This window comes from Hydrogenophaga sp. FG152 (assembly GCF_057809615.1).
In genome coordinates, this window is record NZ_JBMDKH010000017.1 from 105,280 (window position 1) to 129,885 (window position 24,606).

Annotated in this window: 18 protein-coding genes and 1 pseudogene; 7 read left to right on the forward strand and 12 right to left on the reverse strand. The window is 61.3% G+C overall.

Annotation, left to right across the window (positions count from 1 at the left end):
* Nucleotides 1-104 precede the first annotated feature (104 nt).
* A complete protein-coding gene (locus ACODTB_RS19765) occupies nucleotides 105-2,477 on the reverse strand; it encodes a Tex family protein (protein ID WP_291119473.1) in 2,373 nt (790 codons plus the stop codon).
* A gap of 97 nt (nucleotides 2,478-2,574) precedes the next feature.
* Here ACODTB_RS19765 and ACODTB_RS19770 point away from each other — a divergent pair, with 97 nt between their 5' ends.
* Nucleotides 2,575-3,636 (forward strand): DUF72 domain-containing protein, encoded by a 1,062-nt coding sequence (locus tag ACODTB_RS19770; RefSeq protein ID WP_291119471.1) that lies wholly within the window; start codon nucleotides 2,575-2,577, stop codon nucleotides 3,634-3,636.
* Here ACODTB_RS19770 and ACODTB_RS19775 read toward each other — a convergent pair.
* Nucleotides 3,610-4,833 (reverse strand): annotated as a pseudogene (locus ACODTB_RS19775) (MFS transporter); the annotation flags it as partial. The gene ACODTB_RS19770 and the pseudogene ACODTB_RS19775 sit on opposite strands and share 27 nt — an antisense overlap.
* 496 nt (nucleotides 4,834-5,329) lie before the next feature.
* Nucleotides 5,330-6,313, reverse strand: a complete 984-nt coding sequence (locus ACODTB_RS19780; RefSeq protein WP_159607470.1) for an IS5 family transposase — start codon at nucleotides 6,311-6,313, stop codon at nucleotides 5,330-5,332.
* Between the two features lie 206 nt (nucleotides 6,314-6,519).
* Here ACODTB_RS19780 and ACODTB_RS19785 point away from each other — a divergent pair, with 206 nt between their 5' ends.
* The 4 genes from ACODTB_RS19785 to ACODTB_RS19800 all read left to right on the forward strand — a co-directional run bounded on the left by ACODTB_RS19785 (nucleotide 6,520) and on the right by ACODTB_RS19800 (nucleotide 10,094).
* Nucleotides 6,520-7,776: a PAS domain-containing sensor histidine kinase gene (locus ACODTB_RS19785; RefSeq protein WP_488929669.1), complete on the forward strand. Its 1,257-nt coding sequence runs from the start codon at nucleotides 6,520-6,522 to the stop codon at nucleotides 7,774-7,776.
* 61 nt (nucleotides 7,777-7,837) lie between these two features.
* Nucleotides 7,838-8,263 (forward strand): hypothetical protein, encoded by a 426-nt coding sequence (locus ACODTB_RS19790; protein WP_488929670.1) that lies wholly within the window; start codon nucleotides 7,838-7,840, stop codon nucleotides 8,261-8,263.
* 375 nt (nucleotides 8,264-8,638) lie between these two features.
* Complete coding sequence (locus ACODTB_RS19795; RefSeq protein WP_488929671.1) at nucleotides 8,639-8,878, forward strand: hypothetical protein; 240 nt, start codon at nucleotides 8,639-8,641, stop codon at nucleotides 8,876-8,878.
* Nucleotides 8,879-9,002: 124 nt separating this feature from the next.
* The gene (locus ACODTB_RS19800) at nucleotides 9,003-10,094 is read left to right on the forward strand and encodes an MCP four helix bundle domain-containing protein (protein ID WP_488929672.1); all 1,092 of its coding nucleotides are present in this window, start codon (nucleotides 9,003-9,005) and stop codon (nucleotides 10,092-10,094) included.
* Between the two features lie 2 nt (nucleotides 10,095-10,096).
* Here ACODTB_RS19800 and ACODTB_RS19805 read toward each other — a convergent pair whose 3' ends face one another.
* The 9 genes from ACODTB_RS19805 to ACODTB_RS19845 form a co-directional block, all read right to left on the reverse strand.
* Nucleotides 10,097-13,090 carry a Tn3 family transposase gene (locus ACODTB_RS19805; protein WP_488929673.1) on the reverse strand — a complete coding sequence of 998 codons (2,994 nt, stop codon included), beginning with the start codon at nucleotides 13,088-13,090 and terminating at the stop codon, nucleotides 10,097-10,099.
* A 42-nt stretch (nucleotides 13,091-13,132) separates the two neighbouring features.
* Entirely contained in the window at nucleotides 13,133-14,446 is a 1,314-nt protein-coding gene (locus ACODTB_RS19810) for a site-specific integrase (RefSeq protein ID WP_488929674.1), read from the reverse strand.
* Nucleotides 14,447-14,598: 152 nt separating this feature from the next.
* Nucleotides 14,599-15,504: a universal stress protein gene (locus ACODTB_RS19815; RefSeq protein WP_382157903.1), complete on the reverse strand. Its 906-nt coding sequence runs from the start codon at nucleotides 15,502-15,504 to the stop codon at nucleotides 14,599-14,601.
* A 36-nt stretch (nucleotides 15,505-15,540) separates the two neighbouring features.
* A complete protein-coding gene (locus ACODTB_RS19820) occupies nucleotides 15,541-15,831 on the reverse strand; it encodes a P-II family nitrogen regulator (protein ID WP_210931548.1) in 291 nt (96 codons plus the stop codon).
* A gap of 28 nt (nucleotides 15,832-15,859) precedes the next feature.
* Complete coding sequence (locus ACODTB_RS19825; protein WP_210931550.1) at nucleotides 15,860-16,798, reverse strand: sodium-dependent bicarbonate transport family permease; 939 nt, start codon at nucleotides 16,796-16,798, stop codon at nucleotides 15,860-15,862.
* A 174-nt stretch (nucleotides 16,799-16,972) separates the two neighbouring features.
* On the reverse strand, nucleotides 16,973-17,479 hold the full coding sequence (locus ACODTB_RS19830) for a universal stress protein (RefSeq protein ID WP_210931552.1): 507 nt from the start codon (nucleotides 17,477-17,479) through the stop codon (nucleotides 16,973-16,975).
* Between the two features lie 383 nt (nucleotides 17,480-17,862).
* Nucleotides 17,863-18,873 (reverse strand): TerC family protein, encoded by a 1,011-nt coding sequence (locus tag ACODTB_RS19835; RefSeq protein ID WP_210931554.1) that lies wholly within the window; start codon nucleotides 18,871-18,873, stop codon nucleotides 17,863-17,865.
* Nucleotides 18,874-19,179: 306 nt separating this feature from the next.
* Nucleotides 19,180-19,860: a Bax inhibitor-1/YccA family protein gene (locus ACODTB_RS19840; protein WP_210931556.1), complete on the reverse strand. Its 681-nt coding sequence runs from the start codon at nucleotides 19,858-19,860 to the stop codon at nucleotides 19,180-19,182.
* Nucleotides 19,857-20,246 carry an HPF/RaiA family ribosome-associated protein gene (locus ACODTB_RS19845; protein WP_382157905.1) on the reverse strand — a complete coding sequence of 130 codons (390 nt, stop codon included), beginning with the start codon at nucleotides 20,244-20,246 and terminating at the stop codon, nucleotides 19,857-19,859. The genes ACODTB_RS19840 and ACODTB_RS19845 overlap by 4 nt, the downstream gene beginning before the upstream one ends.
* A 139-nt stretch (nucleotides 20,247-20,385) precedes the next feature.
* Here ACODTB_RS19845 and nhaR point away from each other — a divergent pair, with 139 nt between their 5' ends.
* Both nhaR and ACODTB_RS19855 read left to right on the forward strand, forming a co-directional pair.
* Nucleotides 20,386-21,318, forward strand: a complete 933-nt coding sequence (nhaR, locus tag ACODTB_RS19850) for a transcriptional activator NhaR (RefSeq protein ID WP_210931560.1) — start codon at nucleotides 20,386-20,388, stop codon at nucleotides 21,316-21,318.
* A gap of 198 nt (nucleotides 21,319-21,516) precedes the next feature.
* The gene (locus ACODTB_RS19855) at nucleotides 21,517-24,483 is read left to right on the forward strand and encodes a Tn3 family transposase (RefSeq protein ID WP_382157907.1); all 2,967 of its coding nucleotides are present in this window, start codon (nucleotides 21,517-21,519) and stop codon (nucleotides 24,481-24,483) included.
* The last annotated feature ends 123 nt before the right edge of the window (nucleotides 24,484-24,606 follow it).

The window sequence follows — 24,606 nt, forward strand, 5'->3', positions numbered from 1 at the left end:
CAGAAGGATTTCCGATTTCCCTCCTTATCGGCGACTCAACCGAAGACTTGAGGCCGGTGGGCCTCAAGTCTGTCGCCCCTGCCCGACCGGGCCCCGGCGCGGGCTCAGGCGCCTTTTTTCAGCTTGGCGAAGGCCGAGGCCATGGCCGATGGCGCCGGTGGCGAGACCGGGCCGCTGGAGCGGCCGTGGCCGCGCGAGGCTTCGAAGCGGTTGTCGCGCGGCCCATCGCGCCGGGCCGGCGCGGCGTCGAGTTTCATGGACAGGCCGATGCGCTTGCGCGCCACGTCCACCTCCATCACCTTGACCTTGACGATGTCGCCGGTCTTGACGATCTCGCGCGCGTCGTTCACGAACTTGTGCGACAGCTGGCTCACATGCACCAGGCCGTCCTGGTGCACGCCGAGGTCCACGAAAGCGCCGAACTGGGCCACGTTGCTCACCGTGCCTTCCAGGACCATGCCCTCGCGCAGGTCGCTGATGTCGTCCACGCCTTCGTTGAAGCGGGCCACCTGGAAGTCCGGGCGCGGGTCGCGGCCGGGCTTTTCCAGCTCGCCCAGGATGTCCTTGACCGTGATGACACCGAAGCGCTCGTTGGCGAACAGCTCGGGACGCAGCGTCTTGAGCATGTCGGCGCGGCCCATCAGCTCGGCCACCGGCTTGCCGGTCTTCTCCATGATCTGCTCAACCACGGCGTAGGTCTCTGGGTGCACGCCGGTCATGTCCAGCGGGTTCTCGCCGCCCCGGATGCGCAGGAAACCCGCGCTCTGCTCGAAGGTCTTGGCGCCCAGGCCGGCCACGTCCATCAGCTGCTGGCGGCTCTTGAACGCGCCATGCGTCTCGCGCCAGCGCACCACGGCCTTGGCCACGCTGCCCGAAAGGCCGGAGACGCGCGAGAGCAGCGGCACGCTGGCGGTGTTCAGGTCCACGCCCACGCCGTTCACGCAGTCTTCCACCACGGCGTCGAGGGTGCGCGCGAGCTCGCTCTGGTTCACGTCGTGCTGGTACTGGCCCACGCCGATGCTCTTGGGGTCGATCTTCACCAGCTCGGCCAGCGGGTCCTGCAGGCGGCGCGCGATGCTGGCCGCGCCGCGCAGGCTCACGTCCACGTCGGGCATTTCCTGCGAGGCGAATTCGCTCGCGGAATAGACCGAGGCGCCCGCCTCGCTGACCACGACCTTCTGCACGCCGCTCAGGTTGGCCTTCTCCAGCAGCTTGATGAGGTCGGCGGCGAGCTTGTCGGTCTCGCGGCTGGCGGTGCCGTTGCCGATGGCGATCAGGTTCACGCCGTGCTTGCGGCCCAGCAGCGCCAGGGTGTGCAACGCGCCGTCCCAGTCGCGCCGGGGTTCGTGGGGGTACACCGTGGCGGTGTCGACGAGTTTGCCGGTGGCATCGACCACCGCCACCTTCACGCCGGTGCGGATGCCCGGGTCCAGGCCCATCACCACCTTGGGGCCGGCCGGCGCGGCCAGCAGCAGGTCGCGCAGGTTGTCGGCGAACACCTTGATCGCCACCGCCTCGGCGCTCTCGCGCAGGCGGGCGAACAGGTCGCGCTCGCTGGAGAGCGAGAGCTTGACGCGCCAGGTCCAGGCCACGCACTTGCGCAGCAGGTCGTCGGCGGCGCGGCCCTTGTGGCTCCAGCCCAGGTGCAGGGCGATGCGGCCTTCGGCCAGCGACACCACCGGCGCGGCCTTGCCCGGCGTGGCGGGCACCACCTCGGGCTCAGGCAGCACCAGCTTGGCGTCCAGGATCTCCAGCGCGCGGCCGCGGAACACGGCCAGTGCCCGGTGCGACGGCACGCGGGCGATCGGCTCGTCGTAATCGAAATAGTCGCGGAACTTCGCCACCTCGGGCGCGTTTTCGTCCTTGCCGTTCACCAGGGTGCTCTTGAGCAGGCCTTCGGTCCAGAGCCATTCGCGCAGGTTCTGCAGCAAGGCGGCGTCTTCCGCCCAGCGCTCGCTCAGGATGTCGCGCACACCGTCAAGCACGGCCGGCACAGTGGAGAAGTCAGCGCCAGGCTTGCCATCGTCCAGCACCTCCGGCGGACGGGTGAACGCGGCGGCTTCAGCCGCTGGGTCCAGCGTGGGGTCGGCGAACAGCTTGTCGGCCAGCGGTTCGATGCCGAATTCGCGCGCGATCTGGCCCTTGGTGCGGCGCTTCTGCTTGAACGGCAGGTAGAGGTCTTCCAGTTCCTGTTTGGTCGGCGCGGCAGCGATGGCGGCTCGCAGCGCGTCGGTGAGCTTGCCCTGTTCGTCGATGCTCTTGAGCACAGAGGCACGGCGGTCCTCGAGTTCGCGCAGATAGTCCAGGCGGTACGACAGCTCGCGCAGCTGGATGTCGTCCAGGCCACCCGTGACCTCCTTGCGGTAGCGCGCGATGAAAGGCACCGTGGCCCCTCCATCCAGCAGCTCGACCGCCGCCAGCACCTGTCGTTCTTCAACCCTGATTTCTGTGGCGATCTGCCGGATGATCTGCTGCATGCACCGTCGATGTGAAAACAAGAAGCGCGCGAGTTTGCCACAGCCGTTGGGGCTACCATGGGCGCTGTTTGTGGTAGGCGCCTGACCCGTTTCCACCATGCAAGACGACCTCTTCGGCGACCCGCCTCCTCCTCCCGCGCCCTCGGCGCCCTCACCCGCCCCGGCCGCGCGCAAAAGCCTGGGCCGGGTGAATCCCGCGCCGCCCGATCCGGTGCTGCAGGCACTGGCTGCCGCCCTGCCCGCTCGCGTGCGGCTGGGCAGCTCGTCCTGGACCTACCCCGGTTGGGCCGGCCTGGTGTGGGACACCGAATACCCCGAAACCCTGCTGTCCAAGGAAGGCCTGCGCGCCTACGGCCAGCACCCGCTGATGCGCTCGGTGAGCGTGGACCGCAGCTTCTACCGCCCCCTCACACAAGACCAGTACGCACGCTACGCCGCCCAGGTACCGGACGACTTCCGCTTCGTCGTGAAGGCGCCCAGCCACGTGACGGACGCACTGGTGCGTGGCGAGGACGGCCGGGGCCTGCAACCCAACCCGGCCTTCCTCGATCCCGCGCTGGCCACGCAGGACTTCGTGGCGCCCTCGCTCGCGGGCCTGGGCCACAAGGTGGGCGCGCTGGTGTTCCAGCTCAGCCCCCTGCCCCGGCACCTGCTGCACAACCTGCCGCTGGTGCTGCAGCGGCTGCGCAAGCTGCTGCTGGCCCAGCCGCCGCTGGCACCCACCGCGCCCGACGGCGTGCTGGCGGTGGAGGTGCGAGACCCGCAGTGGCTGGATGAACCCTTCGTGCACGAGCTCGCCGCCGTTCTGCGTGAAACCGGCGCCACCTGGTGCTTGTGCCTGCACGCCAAGATGCCCCGCCTGGAGCAGCAGCTGCCCCTGCTGCGCATGCTCTGGCCCGGCCCCATGGTCTGCCGCTGGAACCTCAATCCGCTGCACGGCGCCTACGGCTACGAAGACGCCCAGCGCGAGTACAGCCCCTACGACCGCCTCCACGACGTGGACCAGGACACGCGCGAGCTGCTGGTGCGCACCATGGCCGGCATCGCGGGCGCCGGCCAGAACGTCTTTGTCACCATCAGCAACAAGGCCGAGGGCTGCGCACCGCTGTCGGTGCGGGCCCTGGCCGAAGGATTAGCGGGTGGCTCTCACACGAAGTGAGCTGCTCAGCCCGGCCAGCAGCGCGCAGCCCGCCGCCAGGCACAGCGCGATCGTTTCGGCCCGGCCGTCATGCTGGTTCCAGACTGCGAAGATGGCCGCCAGAATCACCGCGCCCAGCGTCTGCCCCGTGAGCCGCGCCGTGCCCAGCATGCCGCTGGCCGCGCCGCTGCGATGCACCGGCGCGGTGGTCACGATGGTGTGGTTGTTGGGCGACTGGAACAGCGCGAAACCCGCGCCGCACAAGGCCAGGCGCCAACCCATCTCGAAGCTGGTGGCGTGGTCGGGCCGCAGGCCCACCAGCAGCAGGCCGGTGGCGAACACCACCATGCCGATGCCGCCCAGCCAGCCCGCGGGGTAACGGCCGATCAGGCGGCCGGCGATCGGCGCCACGACCACGGTGGCCAGCGGCCAGGCCGTCATGATCAGGCCCGCGTCCATGTGCGAGCGGCCCTGCACTTCCAGCAGCAGGAACGGCAGGCTGAGGAAGGCCAGCATCTGCGCGCAGAAGGCCCCGAGCGACGAACCCATGGACAGCGCGAACACCGGAATGCGCAGCAGGTCCAGCGGAAACAGGGGCGCCGTCAGCCGCCGCTGGCGGCGCAGGTAGGCCAACCCCACCACCACCCCGGCGGCCAGCAAGGCCCAGCCCAGCACCGGGGCGCTGTGCGCCGCGCCGCTGCGCACGCCCAGGTAATCGGCGCCGACGAAGACCAGCGTGAACATGAGCACGTTGAGTGCCACGTCGATCAGCGAGAACTGGGGCGCGGCCTCGGCGCGCGTGGGGTTGTAGGGCAGCGCGCGCCGCCCCATCCACAGCGTGAGCAGGCCCAGCGGCAGGTTCAGCGCGAACAGCCAGGGCCACGACGCCACCGACAGGATGGCCGCCGCCACCGCCGGGCCAGCCATGGTGGAGGTGGCCACCACCATCGAATTGAGCGCGATGCCGCGCCCCAGGCGCGAACTCGGGTAGACCAGGCGCACGAGCGCGGTGTTCACGCTCATGATGCCGGCAGCGCCCAGCCCTTGCAGCGCCCGCGCGGCGGTGAGCATGGCCAGCGAATCCGCCAGCATGGCGGCCACCGAGGACAGCACGAACAGCAGCATGCCCACCAGGTAGACGCGGCGGTAGCCCAGCCGGTCGCCCAATGCGGCCAGGGGCAGCAGCATCACCAGCGAAGCGATCTGGTAGGCGTAGATTGGTGCTACTGAAAAATATAATAATTGTTCTCTGACACTAGGTTAGCGTCAGACGCATCACTTTTGGCGCCTCGACACAGCAAGTTCTCCTGATCAACACATGCAAGCATGTGGTGCGTGGTCAAGAATCTCACCATGCCGGTCGCCTACAACAGGTGAACGGCAAAAAAGTCGCCACCCCGCCCGGGTGTGACCGCTTGCGATGAGTCCTTCAAAAGCGGCAGCATCGGCACCCTACTCGGGTGCTGCTGCATCCAGACCGTCTACCGCAAGAATGACATGCTCGCGGGGAGCGCTGCTCTGCGGCAGATCACCCGCTGGCGGGCCAACACACCCAAGGTCTGCCCATGCCTACGCTAGGGAAGGTCTGCACAACACCCGCCGCAATGGGCACTGATGCGCGATGTTTTAGATGGCGACAGACGCAGCGCGATTCTGGTCATTTCAGAGCCGATTTGCGGCCCGTTGGCGGCCTCTTGGGCCGTTGCGGGCGCACTCATCCCCGGGCCTCTTGCAAAAGCGTTCGGCGCACCATCCACAAGTTGCTCAATGCGAACAGCGTGTGCAACTGCGCCGTGTTCTTCGCCAGGCCGCGATAGCGCACCTTCACATGGCCGAACTGGCGCTTGATGACCCGAAACGGGTGTTCCACCTTAGCCCGGATGCTGGCCTTGACGTGTTCGAGCTTGTCCACGACCGCGCCCAGCGGTGTGCCCTTGTCCAGGACCTTGCGTTTGCCCGGGCGCAGCGCTACGTGCCAGTTCACATCAATGCCTTGAGTCTCTTTGCGCTTGGCAACGCCCTGGTATCCCGCGTCAGCGAACACATCTGTTTCTTCGCCATGCACCAGCGCACTGGCTTGCGTCACGTCGTTGACGTTGGCAGCCGTACCCACCACGGTGTGCACCAAGCCCGAATCGGCATCAACACCGATGTGCGCCTTCATCCCGAAGTGCCACTGATTGCCCTTCTTCGTCTGGTGCATCTCGGGGTCGCGCTCGCCGCTGCTGTTCTTGGTCGAACTGGGCGCGGCTATCAGCGTGGCATCGACCACCGTGCCCTGCTTGAGCAGCAGTCCCTTGGCCGTGAGCGTGGCGTTGACCGTGGCCAGCATCTGCATGCTCAGGTTGTTCTTCTCCAGCAGGTGACGGAACCGAAGAATGGTGCTCTCGTCGGGCAGGTTCTCCTCGCCCATGTCCAGCCCGGTGAATTCCCGAAACATCGGCGTGTCGTACAGCGCCTCTTCCATCGACGGGTCCGACAGGTTGAACCACTGCTGCAGGAAGTGGATGCGCAACATGGTCTCGACCGCAAACGGCGGGCGACCGCCTTTAGCTCCAGGGGCAGGTGCATGCGGGGCAATCAACGACACCAGCTCGGCCCACGGCACCACCAGGTTCATCTCATCGAGGAACTCGCGCTTGCGCGTCCTCTTCGTCTTACGCTCGTACCCGCTCTCGCCAAGGCTCATTTGTTTCATGTCGTCAATGTCTCACATCACGTGGACAACGCCGGGGTTGTGCAGACCTTCCCTAGCTCAAAGCCGTGCTCGCGAGGCAAATCAGAATATTTAACAAGGGAAAACCCGTCTCATTGCAAGGCCAAAGCCAGTCGATGATGTAGATACTCGAATGAGCGACACCGTAGAAATCCTTGCAGGTTCCTTCTGCCGACCGAAGAAATCATATGAGCGACAAAAACAATGCCGACTCGTCGGAAGTGCTTTTGGTGAGCATTGAGACGATCAAGGATCAGCAAAATGATGTGGTCGGGTTTTACTGTGTTCTACAGGACATCTTGACCGAGAAAACGCCGCTGAAGGAGAAGCAACTGCTGGTCGCACAGCTTGAAGTGCTCAAGAAGCTGGCTGGCGCCATGACGGTCTATCGCCGCCCTGGTGAGAACCACTACGTTCTCCCCAGAGAGGCTCGCACGTTGTTCCAGCTGCGCGATGACAAGCAAGAATGGACTGTTGAGGAAATGGGGGAGTTTGTCTTCAAAGGCGATGCTCGCGACGTGGCCAAAAAAATTGCGCGTTCTGTGAAGTTTGGCGCGCCAGTGGATGTCGAGTTTCGGGTGTGGGGTGAAGACAAGCAAGTTCGCTGGGTCCGGTGCCACAGCATTCACACTGACCACGATCAAGCGGGTGAAATGCCGCATTGCTGGTCGATCCAGGATGTCACGCTGTATCGCGCCCAGATGACCACGCTGAACAACCACCTTGAACTCCGCAATCAACAACTGGCGCAGGTTAACCGTAGTCTGACCGAGTTCGCCCACGCGCTTTCGCACGATCTCAAACGCCCTGTGCGTCACGTCCGCAGTTTTGCCGACCTCATCAAGGAATCATTGCAGACTGGAGACGTCGCGAATGCGGTAGGTTATGTAGACCGAATACAGCATGCGGCAGCCAACATGGCCAACTTGATTGATCGGATGCTTAGTTTCTCGCAAGTTGGACATCACTCTCTCGAATACGTTGATATTGATCAACACGAGTTCATTACCGAACTCATGAATCTGTCGTGTGCTGGGCACAGTGGGCTTGCGATCCGGTGGAGCATTCAGGGCCAGTTGCCAAGAGCATTTGCTGACAAGGTATTGTGGCAAACACTGTGGCTCAACCTCATTGACAATGCGATCAAATATTCACATATCCGCGATGTGATCGAGATTGATTTCTCCGCTGAACAGGTTGGAGACTATAGCATTTATCGCATCGCCGACAATGGGATTGGCTTTGATCCTGATGGCGCAAAGCGGATGTTCGAGATTTTCCAGAGACTGACTTCAGATGTTCGCTTTGAAGGAAGCGGCATTGGTCTCGCGCAGTCGCGCCGCATCATAGAGACTCATGGGGGCTCCATTCATGCCAATTCGCAATTGGGATGCGGTGCGACCTTCAGCATCCTATTGCCGATTCTTGACACAAAGTCAACCTAAATATTGAAACACCCGTCATGCGCGCTGCTTGAGCTAACGAACCGAACTGGATGCAATCTCAATGGACAAGGAGTTTGTACTGTTTCATGATGCTTGTAGGCAACTGCGGGAGTTGCTCATTGTGACGAAATATCTGCAAGATGATATTCGACAGCTCACGAGCAAACAAATCAAGGTTGACGCAAAAGCGCTCTTGCAAGTTCTAGAGGAGATTCAATTGCGGAGTTTAAAGATCACAAACTCCATGCAAGATTTCACCTCCGGAATTCAGGCGAAAAACTTGTATATTCGTGTCAATCAATCCGATGCGACTGTCGAAACATCATGCCATGAACTTTTGAATGCCGTACACACTATTATCCAGTCGTCGTCGAAGGTTGCTCAAACATTTTTGGGTGATGCAGACCTAGCCCGAGGTTTTGACGAAATTGTCCCTTATATTGCTTTGATCCGAAATCGGCTGATGAGGAAATCGCTAGCTGATTGATGCGTATGCAGCAATGCCTTCAGGACAGTCGACATTTCAGAGACGAGAAAAGATAATGCAGTTAGGTAAATTTTTTATCTTTGAGGCAAGGCTTATTTGACAATGAAAATGACAATGACGATAAAGCCGTTCTTGAAAATTCTAGCAAACCACATGACAATTGATGCTTTTAGTTGATTGCAAATATTCCTATCCACAGGGGGAGCTTCAGCACGCATCAGAAATTTCAACCATGAGTTGAAAGTGGTGAGATAAAGAGCCCAATGCCTATTCTTCCGAAATGGATCGATGAGCAAAAGTTTGTTATGAGCAGCTGAAATCTTCTCAAAAATAAAACAGCTGCAAGCAGAGAATTTCCCGCAATGGAGTCTCTACATGAAGAAATCCAGACTCCGTGCAAGCCAAATATTCGGCTTGCACGTGCGCGGATGGAGGTTCCTTGCACACGCCCATTTGTTGTCAGAAGTGGGCCGCCATGACGCAGAAATTCCAAGCGGAAACCATCCGGCATTAAGGCCAGAAAATGAAAGGCTTTTATTAGTCTTTTCAACCGGTCAAGTTGATATGAACTGTGCCGAAATGTATGGCAGCGATCCGAGACACTTCAAAGTGTGAACGAAGGCCCGTTGCTTCATCCACTGCGTAGGCGCCAAAAGCGCTGGTTGCTCGGTCGTTAGGCTCTCTACGCAGGTAACTGCGAGCCAACCCAACAACTTAAAAACGACACTTGGAGCGTTGCATGAGCATTTTTTCTTCTTTTGGAATCGCCAGGCGTCTGTACGCGGCAGTCGGTCTGGTTTCACTGTCCCTGGCCGGGGTGGTTGTCTTTGCCTACCTCGAGCTGCAGGTGGTGGTGAGGGATGCCGACTACATCGCGGAGCGCCGTTTCCCGCAGATGCAGCGGATTGCAGACATCGAACTTGACATCACCCGCACGTCGCTGCAGCTGCGCCATGCCATGCTGTCGCGCACGCCTGAAGAGCGCGCGGCCACCCTAGCCGATGTCGCCGAGAAGCGCAAGCAGATTGCCTTGAGGATGGCTGAATACGAAAAGGCCATCTACTCCCCTGAAGAACGTGCCCGCTCCGCGGCCATATCGCCTGTCCTGGAGAAGTTCTGGCAGATAGGGGAAGCCAATATCGACTTCATTCAGAAGGGGCAGATGGGAGACGCATTTGCCTTCCTCGTCGACAAGACCATCCCCGTCCGCAACGAGCTGCTCGGCAAGCTCAACGATGGGGTGAACTACTATGAGTCGGCACTCAATGCCGACGTCGCCGAGATCAAGCGCGAGTCACAGATCACCTTGAACTGGCTGATCGGACTGTCCATCGCAGTGGTAGTCACGCTCGTGGTCAGCACCTGGTATGTGGCACTCGTGCTGCGCAGGCGGGTCGCCGAGTCGCTCGCGGTGGCCGAGCGGGTGCGCGACGGTGACTTCACGCTTCCCGTGGTGGATGCGTCACGGGACGAGTTCACCCCGCTGATGGCGGCGCTGGCCGCGATGCAGTCTGCATTAAGCAACATCGTGACCGTGGTGCGCGGCAATGCCGACAGCGTGGCCACCGCCAGCGCGCAAATCGCCCAGGGCAATTCAGACCTGAGCCAGCGCACCGAAGAACAGGCCAGCGCCTTGGAGGAGACTGCGGCTTCCATGGAACAGTTGGCCACGACCGTCAAGCAGAATGCTGACAATGCGAGCCAGGCCAATCAATTGGCGCAAGGGGCGTCCGTCGTGGCGCTGCGTGGCGGAGAAGTCGTCACCCAAGTGGTCGAAACCATGAAGAGGGTCGGCAGGGATTCATGTAAAAGACAGCAGAAATGGATATAACTCTATGATTTCATTGGAAATATGCTGACATCAAAATCCAACGGCCCGATTTTCCGCCGGAAGTCGAGCGTGTAGTCCCCAAACCGGTTGATATGTGCCGTGCGGAACGGAGCGAGACCACCCAGGATCTCCGGCGTGATCTCGGTACCTTCGTCGCGAAGCTCTCGCAGTACACGTGTCATGCCCACCACGTTGTGCAGGATGATCATGTTGGCCACGAGGTGGTTGTACTTGATCACCTTGCGCTGCTCGTGTCGGATGTTCTCGGCAATGATCCCCTCGCCCCCAAAGAAGGACCAGCCGGCAAAGCCGTTGAACTGCTCGCTCTTATTGGTCTCGGCGTGGATCACCTTGCGCAATCCGACATCGCCGATGTAGCTGAGCAGGAACATGGTGCGGATGACTTTGCCGAGTTCGACGAACGCAAAGTACAGCTTGTTCTTGCGGCTGTAAGTGCCGAGCCGGCGCAGGATGGCCGACGGCGTTATCTTGCCGGTCTTGATGGACACAGCCACTCGCAACATCGCCGGCAAATGCAGTTCAATCAGCGCCCAGTCGATCACGTCGCTGAACAACGCATTGATGTTCTGGTAAGCGGCGCTCGACTCCGGGCGATGGAATTTCAGGTCCTGGATGCCCCGGATGCGCGGCATGAGCTGGATGCCAAGCAAGTGAGCCAGCGCAAAAACCGGGTAACTCTGGGCCTGTGTGTCCCCGTGGATCGTGTCGGGCCGGATGTCGGACTCGTTGCTCATCAGTCCGTCGAGGATATGGATGCCCTCATAGGTGCCACACGAGATGAAGTGGCTGAAGAGCGCGATGAACTTGTCGGAGACATGGTAGTAGCCGATGCCGCCGTAGCCGCCATAGCGGATGTGGTGCTCAGACAGCAGGTTCTGCTCGTACAGGTTCCATTTGGTGCCATCGGCCGATGCGTGTTTGCCCGTGCCCCAGTACCCGGGCAGTTCAAACTTGTTGTAGGCGTTGATCACCTTGACGATGGCACTGTCCAGAAGGTCTTCGCTGACGTATTTCAGGTTCAACCAGGAGATCTGGCGCCGGCTCAGCCCTTTGATCGATTTCGCGGTCTGAACGGGGCCCAGGTTGCAGCCATAGCAGAACAAGGTCGTGATCACCCGCATGCGCAAGTCCTCAAGGCGGCTGTCGGTCCCCGCCAGTGGGCGAAACAGCTTGTGAAGGTCCAACCAGCGCTCGGTGTCGATCATGAGGTCCACGATGCTGGCTGCTTTCATCCTTTCGGTGATCATGCCGTCGATGCGCGCGGCCGCCTCGACGATGTCGGAGCGCGGCGGCTTGCTGAGGATCAGACGTCCATCGACGATTTCTGCATGGGCGTTCTCCGGAAAATTTGCATCGATTTCCTTCGCTCGCTGAGACAGGGCTGATTTCAGCTTTGACACAAAGACGCTGGGATCTGTCTCGATGCCCGTAACCTGACCATAGTCGCCCACTTCCTTTTCATAGGTTTCGTCATCGACCAACTGCTCGCGGTAGTCGTCGTAGCGCTCCCCGTACTTGATGAAGAGGTCGCCCGACTTCAGGTCGTCCTTGACCGCATGCATGACCGCCAGCTCAAAATACCGGCGGTGGACAGCCTCGGGCCGGCCCTTGCCGACTGGCTTGACCAACACCAGTTTTCTCCACTGCGCTGACATCCAGCGAATATCTTTCTCTTCGCTCAGGCCCAGCATGGCCAGGGGCACGGTGTCAGCACGGTTGTCGCGCAGTGTGGCAAGGGCCTGAATCAAACGCTCAACCACCAGGTCCTCGCTGCTGGCTTTGGGGGAGGCGATGTCGATGCAGTTGAGCAACTGTGCTCTCACCATCTTGAACGGCTGCAGCAGGAACGGTAGGTGGTTGCGTCCGGCGTAGGCCAGGTGCTGGTCGCATTCGTTGAGCAACTCGTCCACCTCGCCCACCAAGGCCGTGCTGATGGCTTGCACGCGCTGTTCGTCCGAGCCCTTCAACTGATACGCGCCCAGGATGTCCCGGAGTTGGCCAACCAGCATGTCGGTTTTGTGGACGCGCTCCTGCTGGAACGACAGCAGTTTCTGCCTGGCATTGTTCTCCAGGTTCTGCATGAGGCGGATGAACAGGTCTGCGGCATCGTCCAGAGACTGGGCATGCTGAGCCCGGATCAAGATTACCGCCAGCGCATAACGTTTTTGTGGCTTGAGCTCGGCCATCTCGGTCGCATTGAGGGCACGCGCCAGGAGTCGGAACTGCTTGAGCTTGGGCACCGGCACGTCGGGTTTTGGAAGCTGCTCTACCAGGTGCTGCAAGCGTCGGATGTGCTGGATGTAGGTACGCGTCTCCTTGTTGGTGGGCCTCTTGGGCTCGCGTTTGAGCATCTGCCAGGGAGACACCGACTCGCCCGTGGAAGTTTTGAGCAAACCGTCGATCAGGGCCCTGGTCTGTGCGGTCAGCTGACCCGCGATGGCGGAGAAATACTGGTTGTTGCTCTTTTCCCGGGCGCGAAACGCCATCCGGTCCAGCGTCGAGAAGGCGGGCAATTCATAGCGATGGTGGACCAACTCCTCCAGCATCACGTTGATGATGTCGGCCACGGCATGTTTCGTCTCGGCCGCTGCGTCCGCCACGACGGCCAACCAGTCATGGCCTGCAGGGTCCAGCGGCCTCACATTCAGGTGGCGGCGCAACGCCATGAAAAGCGCCGAGCGAGCGCCCGAGGCCTCTACGCGCTTGAGGTCTGCCATCAAGGGTGGCCGAATCACGCCCGCCTGCAGCGCAATGTGCTCTCGAATCACCTGGGGCACCTCGGTCAGTGGGATGAAATATCCCAGACGCTGAAATACCTTCAGGTGGATCAGCGCCGCCATGCGCAGCAAGGCGCGCTTGCCGATGTCGCAAGCCAAGCGTTGTTCCTCTGCGGACGGCGTGTAAAGCTCCGCCAACTCACGGGGTGTCGGATCGGGCCGCAGGCTGGGATAGGCCGTCTCATGGAGCGTGGTCATGGGCGGGGACTGCCCCGCCTGGATGCTTGTCTACCCATCGCCTCAATCCCAGTGCGAATCGGTCGCCGGCTCATGAAACGAGGTTTCCAACAGGCACTGGTTGTCTTCGGCGATGCGGTACATATCGTCCAAAAGCGTGGCGATGACCTCGTCCAGTGCGTCGCGGGACAAATGAGGAATCGAGAGCTCGTACAGCGTGCCTTCCTTGTTCAGTCGCTGCATCGCAAAACGCTCAAAGCAGGTCTGCTCGATCAGCCGGTGGGAGCGGGCCAGGCCGCGCGAGTGTTTGCTGAACCGAGCCAAGGTCATCGTGACATGCAGGACAGCCACAGGCATTGCTTCTTGGGCGGGTGGGTGTGCAGCGCCCGCTTGCGAAGTCACCAGGAGCAATGGTGGCGGTAGCAACTGAGCTTGCTGCGCCAATGCAGTCAGTCCCTGCTCGAAACGCGCCTGCAGACTTGAGCTCGATGCATCCAGGTAGCGCATGGCCGATTTGACATCCTTCCAGCCGACGTACTCCATCAGCTCCTTGATGTCCCAGCCGCTGGCGCGGGCCCATCCGGCAAAGCCGCGGCGCATGGAATGGCTGCTGTATTCTTCTGGCGACGCAACGCCGGATACGGCGAACAGGCTGCGCAGCAAGGGGATCAGGCTGTTGACGTGCAAGCTCCCCTCGGCCACATGACCCCAGCGGTCAATCTTTCGGAACACAGGGCCCCCGGTCAATCCAGCGAGACTGATCCAGGTATTGAATGCCGTCACGGGACACAGGCGGGTCAGCGCCGTGCATTTGAAGACACGGCCCTGCAGTTGCCTGTCGCCTTTGCTGCGGCCCAGGTAGCAGGCCATGCCCTGGCCAGTGGTGATCTCGATGTTCTCCACACGCAGATTGACCAGTTCGTCGGAGCGGAACCCACGCCAAAATCCCAGCAGCATCAGGCTGCGGTCGCGCGTGTGGCGCAGAACGGCTGGCCGGTCGCCGGACCGCTGCGCATTGCTGATGGCGGTATCGAGCCACTGATCGATCTGCTGAAGCACGGTCAGTTCCAGCGGGCGGGCACGCTTTTCTGGCACGCTGTGGACAGCGCGAATGCCTTTGAGGACCTGGCGCACCAAGGCCGATTTGGTGGGATCGGGAAAGCCTTGATCGGTGTGCCACCTCGACAACGCTGCCAGCCGCTGGCGCAGGGTGTTGATGGCCAGGGTAGCCGCGTGGTCGGCCAGGTAGCGGGCCATGGCGTCCGCTGTGGATGGCAGCAAACCTTTCCACTCGACTTCAAAGTGGCGAATCGCCGAGGCGTAGCTTCGGCGCGTGTTGTCGCTCTCGGCTGCCTCGATGTATTGGGCAAGACCCATCGTCAGGGATGTTGCTCCGTCAGTACGTCCGGCGCCTGTCGATGGTTTTTGCGGAGCCATCGCATCAGGCTATGGAGCGCACTTGCCGAAGCAAGGCGTAACCACGCAACTTTGCATTGGCTTCATGTGGTCATGAGTTGGGGCCAATTCCGCTACTTCTCCCGCACCAATAGAAGCGCCGTCTTGCAACGTGAGGCCACGCGTGATGCAACCGAGCCCATTAAGGTGTGCCGTGCTGTTCCAAAGCCGAGTGAGCCCATCGCCAGCACATCCCATCTGCTTTTGCCGGCCTGTGCGGCAATTGAAGCGCCTGGATCTGCCCCGATCAATCGCACTTCTCCCGCCGTGATGCCGACGCGGGCAAGCAGTTCATGGGCCGGCTTGAATACATTCTCGAACGCAGCCATTTGCATGGCATTGACCTGCTCCGGCTTGATGCCGGTCGGAACCTCCCGCTCTATCCACCCTGGCACAGTGATCTTCGTCAGGTCAGGAACGACGTGGATCAGGCTCACCGAGGGCGACGCGCCGAAAAGGTCGCGGTTGCTGGCCACAAAGCGCGCGACGGCCAGTCCGTAGGGGCTACCATCCAGCGCAATGCCGACTTTGAGTGAATCGCGCTTGTTCATTGCGGCCCCGCGCATGATGAGCAGCGGCTTGGTGCACGAGAGCGCCACCGCGCTAGCCACCGAGCCTAGCAGCAGCTTTTTCAGCCCTGTATCGCCGTGTGATCCCATCACGATCAGATCGGCCCGGTCGTTTGCAACGATTGACGTCAGCTCCCGCGCGACGTTGCCAACAACGTACCGTGCCGTGGCGTTCGCGCCGGCGCGTTTTAGTGTCGCTACTGTGGATCTCAGCGCCTTAGCGGCCTCTGCCTCGTGGAACGAGTGCACCATCTCTCGCCCCAGTGCACGCGCCGCGCGTGGGGGCACGGGATACTGAATATTGACCAGTTCAACTTCGGTAGGCGTTTTTAGCAAGGTGGTGCGCGACGCGACGAACGCTACGGAAGATTTGCTGTACTCGCTGCCATCGACAGGCATGAGGATACGCATCGGAACTCCTTTGGTTGATTGGATGGAATGGACGGCCTAGAATTTTTCGGGTCGAAGCACCTCGACGTCGGCGATGAACATCACCATCGAGTAGTTGTCGTAGTAGCGCTCCCGCAGTGCCTCGCCGATTGCGACGGCGATGTGCGCACTGCATAGCACCTCAATCCGGATGTTGGCGTGCGGGCCCCAGGTGGCGTCGCGCCGGCCTCGACTTCCCTTGCCGCGAGCCTCTGTCACCGTGTAGCCACGCGCACCCAACGTCTCCAAGTCGCGCAGGAGTGTGGTCTCAAGCGTGGCTTCACACACGACGGTCACCAGTTTGATCATTCAAGTCTCCTCAATTGGCCGTGCGTCCTCACTGTACGACTTGCTGTGCGAGCCGGTGATACAGAGGGATGCCGACCAACAGGTTGAAGGGAAAGGTAATGCCCAGCGCCGCACCGATTGATAGGGCTGGATTGGCCTGTGGAACTGCCAGACGCATGGCAGCAGGTGCTGCGATGTAGGACGCGCTGGCGTAAAGCGTGGCCAGCAGCGTAACGCCACCGACGGACAAGCCCAGCAACGTGCCGGTCACCAGTCCCAGGCCGGCGGAGAAGAGTGGCATAACGGTCGCGAAAACAAGGAGGAACGGCCCGGCACGGCGCAACTCGCCGAAGCGGCTCGCTGCCACCAAGCCCATCTCGAGCAAGAAGAAAGCGAGCACGCCTTTGAACAGGTCGAAGAACAAGAGGTCCAGTGGCTCGATGCCACCTGGCCCAGCGATCCAGCCGATCGCCAACCCGCCGAGCAGCAACACAATACTTTTGCCCGCGAACACTTCATGAAGCACCTTGCCCCAGGGTGTGCCAAGCTCGCCGCGCCGCGCGAGCAGGACGCCGATTACCAGGGCCGGAAACTCCAACAACACCAGAAGCACCGTCATGTAGCCTTCGAACTCCTGGCCAAGGCGGGCGAGGTAGGTTGTGCCGACTGCAAACGTGACCACGCTAACGGATCCGTAGTGGCCGGCGATCGAACCGGCGTCGGCGCGGGACAGCCGACCCAGGCGGCGCAGCACCGGGTAGGCCACCAGCGGGATCAGCGCGCCCGCAGCGACCACTACCAGGGTGGGCAGCGCAACGGAAGAGAGCGGATGGCGCGCCAACTCCACCCCGCCCTTCAGGCCGATGGCCAGGAGCAGGAAAATGCTCAGCGACTCGTAGAGGACGCCAGGGATGCGCAGGTCCGACCGCACGAAACCGGCCAGCACCCCAAGGAGGAAGAAAAGGATAACGGGTTCGAAGTGCGGCATCGTGTAGCGATCAACGCGCGATCAGCACCGGCAAGATGCCGAGATACGCGACTATGTAGGCCTCCGAGTCGGGGTGAAGCGACTTCGTAGCTATCAAGCTGTACGAGAACATGGGAGGCGAAGATGGTGAAGACTGGGATCGGAAGATAACGGCCCGTGAGGCGAGACGCGGGTTCACGATTCACCCACCCATGCCAATGCCATGCCTGTGCCCACGCTGGCGGGGATCCCGACTCGCTCCAGGAGTCCCGCGGGTGCCCCGCTGATCACCTCGACAGGCACCGTGCAGTTCTCCATGAGCTGGCTGGTGAGCGAATTCTGGACAGCGCGCACGAATGCACTCTTGCGCGCCGTGCCGATGACGATGCGGTGGCAACACAGGTGGCGGGCGGCGGCGGCGATGCAGTGAGCCTTGTCACCAATTTCCAGATGAGCGCGGTAAGGGACGCCGGCAGTATCGAGAAGCTGCCGCGCGACGGCGAGCGCCTCATCCGCGCGCTCTTGCTGGAATTCAGCGCATTGATCGCGACTGATGTGGCGAACAACGTTGGGAGAGAAAGGCGGCTGCACGTTCAGCAAGTGAATCATCCTCACTTCGCCGCAAGAGTATGCAGATATGACATGCCGCACGGCAAGCAGCGCGCTGGCTGTTCCGTCGCAAGGTAGCAGGAGCGTGGCCATGGAGATCTTTACATAAGCTGTTTATTTGGTTGGGTGCTTGCCCCACGATCCCATCGCTGTAGGTGAGCTCACGCCGCCGTTATTGGCAGCGTGATCGCAGGCATCCAATTGCTGCTGTCGCCGAAGGTTCTGGGGCAGCGCCCGCTTGTCAGTGAAACCGTGAGCCTGAGTGTTCATCGTCTCTCTACACCTTGCGATTTGTTGACTGTGCTGTCTGGTTGAATTTAATGTGATCGGGGGATCATGAAAATCAGATTGTTCTGATGCAAGTATCCGAAAAAGCAGAGCCATCAATCGTGGCTGCGCGACATGGCTGCTGGCGGCTCATGTCAAGCATGGAGGATGCGCGCGCGTCACGAACGCTACCGCGCGTCCGTCGGTTCTTATGCCTGGTCATCCCGCTTCTTCACATCAAACGGATAGGCGCCGCCTGGTGTCCCCTTGGGCGGAATCTTGAGTGACAGGATCATCGTCACTGCCAGCGTGACTGCGGTGAATCCGAGCGAAAAAACCACCGGGATCTTATAGACGTCGATCAACAACATCTTTGCACCGATGAACACCAGTACGATCGCCAGCCCATAGCTGAGCAGGTGGAAGCGCTCGTGCATGTTGGCCAGAAGAAAGTACATCGCGCGCAGGCCCAGGATCGCAAACACGTTGGAGGTGAGCACGATGAATGGGTCGGTCGTGATCGCAAAGATGGCCGGGATCGAGTCCACTGCGAACACAATGTCAACGATACCGATGAGCAGTATCACCACCAGCAAAGGCGTGGCCATCCTGACGCCGCCAAACATGGTGAAGAATTTCTCGCCGTCATAGTCCGGCGCAATCTTGAAGCGGCTGCGAATCCACTTGAGAGCTGGATTGTTGTCCAGGTCGGGCTCTTGGCCGGCGGCCCACCACATCTTGATGCCAGTGAACAGCAGGAAGGCGCCAAACAGATACAGGATCCAATGGAACTGAGCAATCAGCCAGGCGCCCACGAGAATCATCACCGCGCGCAGCACGAGCGCGCCGAGGATGCCGATCATGAGTACGCGCTTTTGGAACTCTGCCGGCACTGCGAAGTAGGTGAACAACATCAAGAACACGAAGATGTTGTCGACAGCAAGCGCCTTTTCGATCAAGTAGCCGGTCAGGAACTCCAGCGATTTGGCATTGGCCAGCGAGCGCGCGGCCTCATCCGTTCCGGTGCCGCCAAGGTGCCACCACAGCCATCCCATGAAGACGAAAGACACGCCGACCCAGACGAGCGACCAGATGGCAGCCTCGCGGGTGCTGACGCGGTGTGCGCCCTGTTTGCTCATCGCAAAGAAATCGACCAGCAGTGCGACCAGCACAAAAGCCGTGAACAAGGACCACATGAGTGGAGAGCCGATAGATTGCATGACCGCCATTGAAGTGAGTTGCAGAGAGTCGCCCAGATTTGAGAACGACGACGGGGACAGGGCGGGCGATTATGCAGGTTCGTGGCCCAAGCGCTGACTCTTGGGTTGCACCCGCGATATGCGCACACCAGTATGCGAGGGACCCATCTGTCACGGCGCAGATAAGAAATGTGTCGCTCAGCCAGCAATGCCTGCGCTGTCCTGCCGACTTCGGCGGTGCTCAAAGCAAGAATCCGCGAACGGCAGTTGTGTGAGCACCGTGTCAGGGCGGGTTGCGCATTTCAAGTAACACTCCTTCTGGAGGGATCATTCATTCGAGCCACCCATGCCGAAGAGGCTAAGCAGACTCGTGAACAGGTTGAAGATGGCGACATAGAGCCCGACGGTGGCCAGGACATAGTTGGTTTCGCCACCGTGGACGATGCGACTGGTCTCGAACACGATCAGACCGCCCATCAGGAGAACGAAGGCGGCTGACACGGTAAGCGACAGCGCTGGCACGTCAAGAAGCAGTGCTCCCAGGCCAGCCAGGAATGCCACCACGATGCCTGCCAGCAGGAACCCACCCATGAAGCTGAAGTCCTTGCGGGTGATCAGTGCATAGGCTGACAGCACGAGGAAGATGGTCGCAGTGCCACCCATGGCCATCATCACTACCTGATGCCCGTCGGGCAACGCCAACTGCTGCCCGAGGATCGGACCCAGGGTGTAGCCCATGAAGCCTGTGAGCCCGAACATCGACAGCACACCCCAGCCGCTGGCACGCAGCTTGTTGGTCAGGTACAGCAGGCCGAAGAAGCCAACCAGCGTCAGCATCAGGCCGGGGTGCGGGAGCCCCAAGCTCGCGCTTGCCCCAGCCGTCGCGGCGCTGAAAATAAGCGTTAGGGACAACAGGCCGTAGGTGTTGCGCAGCACGGCATGCGTGCTGATCAGGCTCGGCGTGTCCTGCCGGGAAACAACCAAAGTTTGGGCGCGCTCACTGGTCATGCCCTGTCTCCTTGGAGGTAGACGGTATCAAGGGGCACGTACCGGTTGCGTGAGGGCCGAGGACCTTGGCGTGAAGTGTTTCGCAGCGGATGGGTGCGATCGAGGTGCTTGACCACCACCCGCCCGACGCGCTCGGCGGCCCGGTCGATGGTGGCGTAAAGATCGACGCCGACCTCTTCGACCACGGCGGCCGACGCATTGAGCAGGTAGACCTGCATTCGGCAGAACTTGTCGGGCCCGCCACGCGGCCCGTTCTCGTCCCCGATACGGACCAGGACCCGTTTGATGCGGTGGCTGTGGCGTGTCAGCATGAAGCCAAGCCGACGCCGCACGTGCTGGGCCAACGCATCCGTCATCGCAAATCCTTGAGAATGAATGTCAACCATCAATTTGCACCTCGCGTTTCGTCGTTAGTGAAGATGCCCAGAATTTAGGGCCGGGCGTTGCGCTTGAAAATCAGATTGTTTTGTAGCCATCATCCGAAAAAACGGCACAATTGCGTCAGCAAGCGTCCGGGCCCGGATCATGAACTACAAGCACCTCCACTACTTCCTGCAGGTCGCCAAACTCGGCAGCGTGCAGCGTGCCAGCGAGCGGCTGCACCTGTCACCGCAGACCATCAGCGGGCAGATACAGTTGCTTGAGGAGGCGCTTGGGAAGCCGTTGTTTTCCAAGAGCGGACGCGGCTTGGTGCTTACCGATGTCGGACGTGTGGCGCTTGGCTATGCCGAGGACATCTTCTCGACGGGGGCCGAGCTCGAGGAAGCCGTGCGTGAGCACCCCCGCAAAGACATGCTGCTTGAGTTTCGAGTGGGTGTGGTAGACGCTGTACCGAAGACGATCGCCTGCCGACTGATCGAGCCAGCCTCTCAGTTGCCAGAGCCGGTTCGCATCGTATGCCGCGAGTGGAAGCTGGACACGTTGCTGGGCGAGTTGGCCTTGCACCGTCTCGACCTCGTGATCTCCGATGCGCCGATTCCCTCCACCGTCAGCATCCGCGCCTTCAATCACAAGCTGGGCAGCTGCGGAGTGAGCTTCTTCGCAGCGCCTTCGATACTCGCGTGGTGCACCGGAAGATTTCCGGGCTGTCTGGACGGCGCACCCCTGATCATGCCAGCGGAGGAATCCGCAGTTGGCCAGCGCCTTCGTGCCTGGCTGCATGCGCGGTCGCTGCACCCCAGGGTGGTGGGCCAGTGCGATGACAGTGCCCTGGCCAAGGAGTTTGGGCGACGAGGAATGGGCATCTTCGCGGGTCCAACCGTGCTCCAACGAGACATCGAAAAGCAATACGGCGTTCGCGCGATCGGCGCGACGCACGAAGTCGTTGAGGAGTTCTTCGCAATCTCCGTCGAACGCCGCATCACTCACCCGTGTGTGACCGCCATCACCGAGGCGGCACGCAATGAGTTGTTCGCGCCTCCGACGCGGCGGCGCCCGTCCGCCCGAGCGTCGGCCTGAGCGCGTCAGGCACCAGTGCCCACACAAGACTTAGCAAAAAGGCATCGCACAGGAGAGGACCATCCGGTTCGGGGTGACCTCATTTCCGGTGCAGAAAGCCGGTTTAGCCGCCAAGGGTTAACCCGCGATCCCTCAAACTTTCTGGAACCAACGAGAACAACTCCGTAGACTCCGGCAAGGCTTGGAACTGCGCAGGCCATGGGGGGAACCAGCTTGCCAAGCTTTTATCTGCGTTTTGTCGGATCCGACACCCTTCCCAAGTCTCTGTCCAGGCGCGAAGTCGAAGAATGCTTTGGCCTGAGCGCTGAAGACATCCACGAGCTTCGCCCGCCCCGCTTCCGGGGTACAGCTCGCTTGGGTGCGGCCGTTCAACTGGTGATGCTGCGCGCCACCGGACGCCACCCAGATGCCCTCTCGGGCCTGCCACCTGTGCTGCTGCGGCACCTGACATCAACACTGGGCATGGGAGCGACGGACATCGCATCCGTGACGTCGCTGTACAAGGACCGGGACACCCGCTTCGAGCATCAGCTTTGGGCGCGGCAACGCGTTGGCTTCGCGGTCGTGGACGACACCACAAAAGCGCTGCTTGCCGATGCCCTCCGCGAGCTTGGCACCACTGCGGTCTCTGTGAACGATCTGGTGCAACAGTCGGAGCACTGGCTTTTCGACCGCCGCCTCGTGCTGCCTGGCGATCGGGCCCTCAGGGACGTGGCCCGCACGGCATTTGCCGACCAGGAGAATGCGGCGCTCGAAGCGATTCGCGCAGGCGTGCCGCGCGAGCACATTCACAGGGCACTTTTGCACGCGTTCTCAAAACGATCTGGACCGGGCGGGCACACCGTGTTGGAGTGGCTGCGCACGCCACCGGGCAAGCATGGTCAGCTCACCCTGAGTGAGGTCACAAAAAAAATCGAGTGCCTGAAGGCATTGCACGTCCACGAGTGGAAGCTGTCGGCGATTGCGCTGAATCGGTTGAAGGCCTACAGCCAGGAGGTGGTCAATCGACCTCCCTCAGCAACGAAGAACCTGTCCCCTGAGCAGCGCGAACTGGAGATGGTCTCATTCCTGCACGTGACTTTGCTGGAACAGACCGACCTGGCTGCGGAGATGGGCGCGCGACGCCTCACCGATCTCTACCGCAAGGCCTCCGGCAAGGTGCTCAAGAAGCAAGCGGACAGCTCCGTCGATTTACGCGCTGAGCGTGTGAAGCTCAAGGCGGTCCTCTACGACAAGAAGCTGACCTCCGCGCAAATCGTCGCCGCGATGCGCGAGCTGGTGCCCCAAGACGAGCCCGACTTTGCGGGCACGCGTGCCCAATTGGTCCGCGAAGCACTGGTGAAGGAAGAAGCGCCGCGTGTCTCAGCGCTCCTCAACTCACTGGGCATCCTGGAGATCAGAGGCGAGGCGTCGGACAAGGCGCTGAGGCAACTCAAGTTGCTGCGCGATCTGGCCAAACGAGGGGAAACCAGCCTGCCTGAGGGACTTGACGTGTCTTTTGCCGATCCCGGCTGGCATCTGTTGTTGCAGGGCCCAGACCGCAAGCTCGCCCTTGCTGCACTGAAGGTCAGTGCTGCGACAGCACTGCGCAAGGCCATCAAGGGCGGCAAACTCTGGCTGGCGCACAGCAGCCGCCACCGCAGCCGCGCCGATCAATTGATGTCTGAGCAGGAATGGGCGGACAAGAACAAGTCACTCATCCGCGCGCTGAGCCTCACCGACGATCCGGACAAGTTCCTGGATCGGGTGTTGGAGCGCGTCGACGCAGGCCTGGCCCAACTTGCCAAAGCTGTCGAGGAAGGCGCGCTCACCATCGACAACCAGGGCCACATCAGCATCGCACCCATCCAGACGCTTGAAGTCGAACCCCAGGTCACGAAGACCCGAGAGAGCATGTTCAACATGATCGGCGGCGCGCAGTTTGCCGACATGCTGGTTGAGGTGGATGCCAAAACCCGCTTCAGCCAGGCGCTGCTGGGCCGGATGGCCAAGGACATTGGTGAGCTGAAGGCGGTCTACGGCGCCCTGTACGCACATGGGACGGAGAACAACGCCAAGGGGGTCTGCGCCATGATCCCCGGCCTGCAAGTCTCACAAATCTCCATGGCCATGCGCGCTCTGGAGGCCAGCGGGCGCCTGAGGGAGGCGAACACGCGCATCATCGATTTCCAGCAGAGCATGCCGATTGCGATGCTCTGGGGCCAAGGCGACAAAGCATCCTCAGATTCGATGACGCTCGATACATCGCGGCACCTGCACTCGGCGCGCATGGAGTACCGCCGCAAACAGCATGGGGTGGGCATCTATGTGCACATGCTCGACACCTGGGCGCTGTTTCACGACCAGCCCATCGTCATCAACGACCGGCAGGCAGCGCCCGCGGTGCACGGCGTTGAAGCGCACAACTGCACGCGGCGCGAGGATCAGATCCGCCTGTCCCTGCTGGCCGTCGACACCCACGGCTACACCAATGCAGCCATGGCGATCGCCAAGCTGCTGGGCTTCGACCTGTGTGTTCGCTTGCGCCAGCTGTCCGAGCGCAAGATGTTCATGGCCTGGGGTGCTGCGCCGCCTGAATCGCTGGAGCGGTTGATCGTGGGCAAGGTCTCGCTGCGAAAGATCCGTGCCGGCTGGATGGAGCTGCTTCGCCTGATCGCCTCCATCCGCCAGGGCCGCCTCACGGCCGCAGAGGCCATCGCCCGCCTGGGCAGCGCCGCCAGGGGTGATCCTGTGCATGCCGCCGCAGATGAGCTGGGAAAGCTTCTTCGCACCATTTTTCTGTGCGACTACTTCACCATCCCTGAGTTCCGCCGCGAAATGCACGCACTGCTGAACCGCGGCGAGTCCATCCATCAATTGCAGCGCGCCGTGTACCACGGGCGTGTGGGCGTCTCGCGCGGCCGGCGGGCCGATGAACTGCGCGCCATCTCGACGTCGCACACCCTGCTGACCAACGTTGTGATCGCCTGGAACACCATGAAGATGCAAGATGTTGTGGACCGCTGGAAGGCGCTCAAGCACCCCATAGAGGACCACTGGATCAGGCGCATCGGGCCGGTCCATTTTGAGCACGTGAACTTCAAGGGCACCATCACCTTCGAGATCGATTCGTACGCAGACGCCCTGATTCAGCGTCAGTCCAAGCTGCGCGCGCGCCGGGTTTGATCCAGGTCGTCCGGAATACGGGGAGGTCGAGGCACCTGTCGGCCGGTGTCGAGGGGCACATGTTCGGGAAGGGTGGATTTTCGGAATCGGCTCTTTTCATGTGCAATTCACCGGGTTAGCGGC

Coding starts and splice junctions, on each gene's coding strand:
- ACODTB_RS19845 (WP_382157905.1), bottom strand. CDS start 20,246: ATGGTTGACATTCATTCTCAAGGATTTGCGATGACGGATGCGTTGGCC.
- ACODTB_RS19825 (WP_210931550.1), bottom strand. CDS start 16,798: ATGCCGCACTTCGAACCCGTTATCCTTTTCTTCCTCCTTGGGGTGCTG.
- ACODTB_RS19855 (WP_382157907.1), top strand. CDS start 21,517: ATGGGGGGAACCAGCTTGCCAAGCTTTTATCTGCGTTTTGTCGGATCC.
- ACODTB_RS19785 (WP_488929669.1), top strand. CDS start 6,520: ATGAGCGACAAAAACAATGCCGACTCGTCGGAAGTGCTTTTGGTGAGC.
- ACODTB_RS19810 (WP_488929674.1), bottom strand. CDS start 14,446: ATGGGTCTTGCCCAATACATCGAGGCAGCCGAGAGCGACAACACGCGC.
- ACODTB_RS19820 (WP_210931548.1), bottom strand. CDS start 15,831: ATGATCAAACTGGTGACCGTCGTGTGTGAAGCCACGCTTGAGACCACA.
- ACODTB_RS19800 (WP_488929672.1), top strand. CDS start 9,003: ATGAGCATTTTTTCTTCTTTTGGAATCGCCAGGCGTCTGTACGCGGCA.
- ACODTB_RS19770 (WP_291119471.1), top strand. CDS start 2,575: ATGCAAGACGACCTCTTCGGCGACCCGCCTCCTCCTCCCGCGCCCTCG.
- ACODTB_RS19790 (WP_488929670.1), top strand. CDS start 7,838: ATGGACAAGGAGTTTGTACTGTTTCATGATGCTTGTAGGCAACTGCGG.
- ACODTB_RS19795 (WP_488929671.1), top strand. CDS start 8,639: ATGAAGAAATCCAGACTCCGTGCAAGCCAAATATTCGGCTTGCACGTG.
- ACODTB_RS19830 (WP_210931552.1), bottom strand. CDS start 17,479: ATGGCCACGCTCCTGCTACCTTGCGACGGAACAGCCAGCGCGCTGCTT.
- ACODTB_RS19805 (WP_488929673.1), bottom strand. CDS start 13,090: ATGACCACGCTCCATGAGACGGCCTATCCCAGCCTGCGGCCCGATCCG.
- ACODTB_RS19840 (WP_210931556.1), bottom strand. CDS start 19,860: ATGACCAGTGAGCGCGCCCAAACTTTGGTTGTTTCCCGGCAGGACACG.
- ACODTB_RS19815 (WP_382157903.1), bottom strand. CDS start 15,504: ATGCGTATCCTCATGCCTGTCGATGGCAGCGAGTACAGCAAATCTTCC.
- ACODTB_RS19765 (WP_291119473.1), bottom strand. CDS start 2,477: ATGCAGCAGATCATCCGGCAGATCGCCACAGAAATCAGGGTTGAAGAA.
- nhaR (WP_210931560.1), top strand. CDS start 20,386: ATGAACTACAAGCACCTCCACTACTTCCTGCAGGTCGCCAAACTCGGC.
- ACODTB_RS19780 (WP_159607470.1), bottom strand. CDS start 6,313: ATGAAACAAATGAGCCTTGGCGAGAGCGGGTACGAGCGTAAGACGAAG.
- ACODTB_RS19835 (WP_210931554.1), bottom strand. CDS start 18,873: ATGCAATCTATCGGCTCTCCACTCATGTGGTCCTTGTTCACGGCTTTT.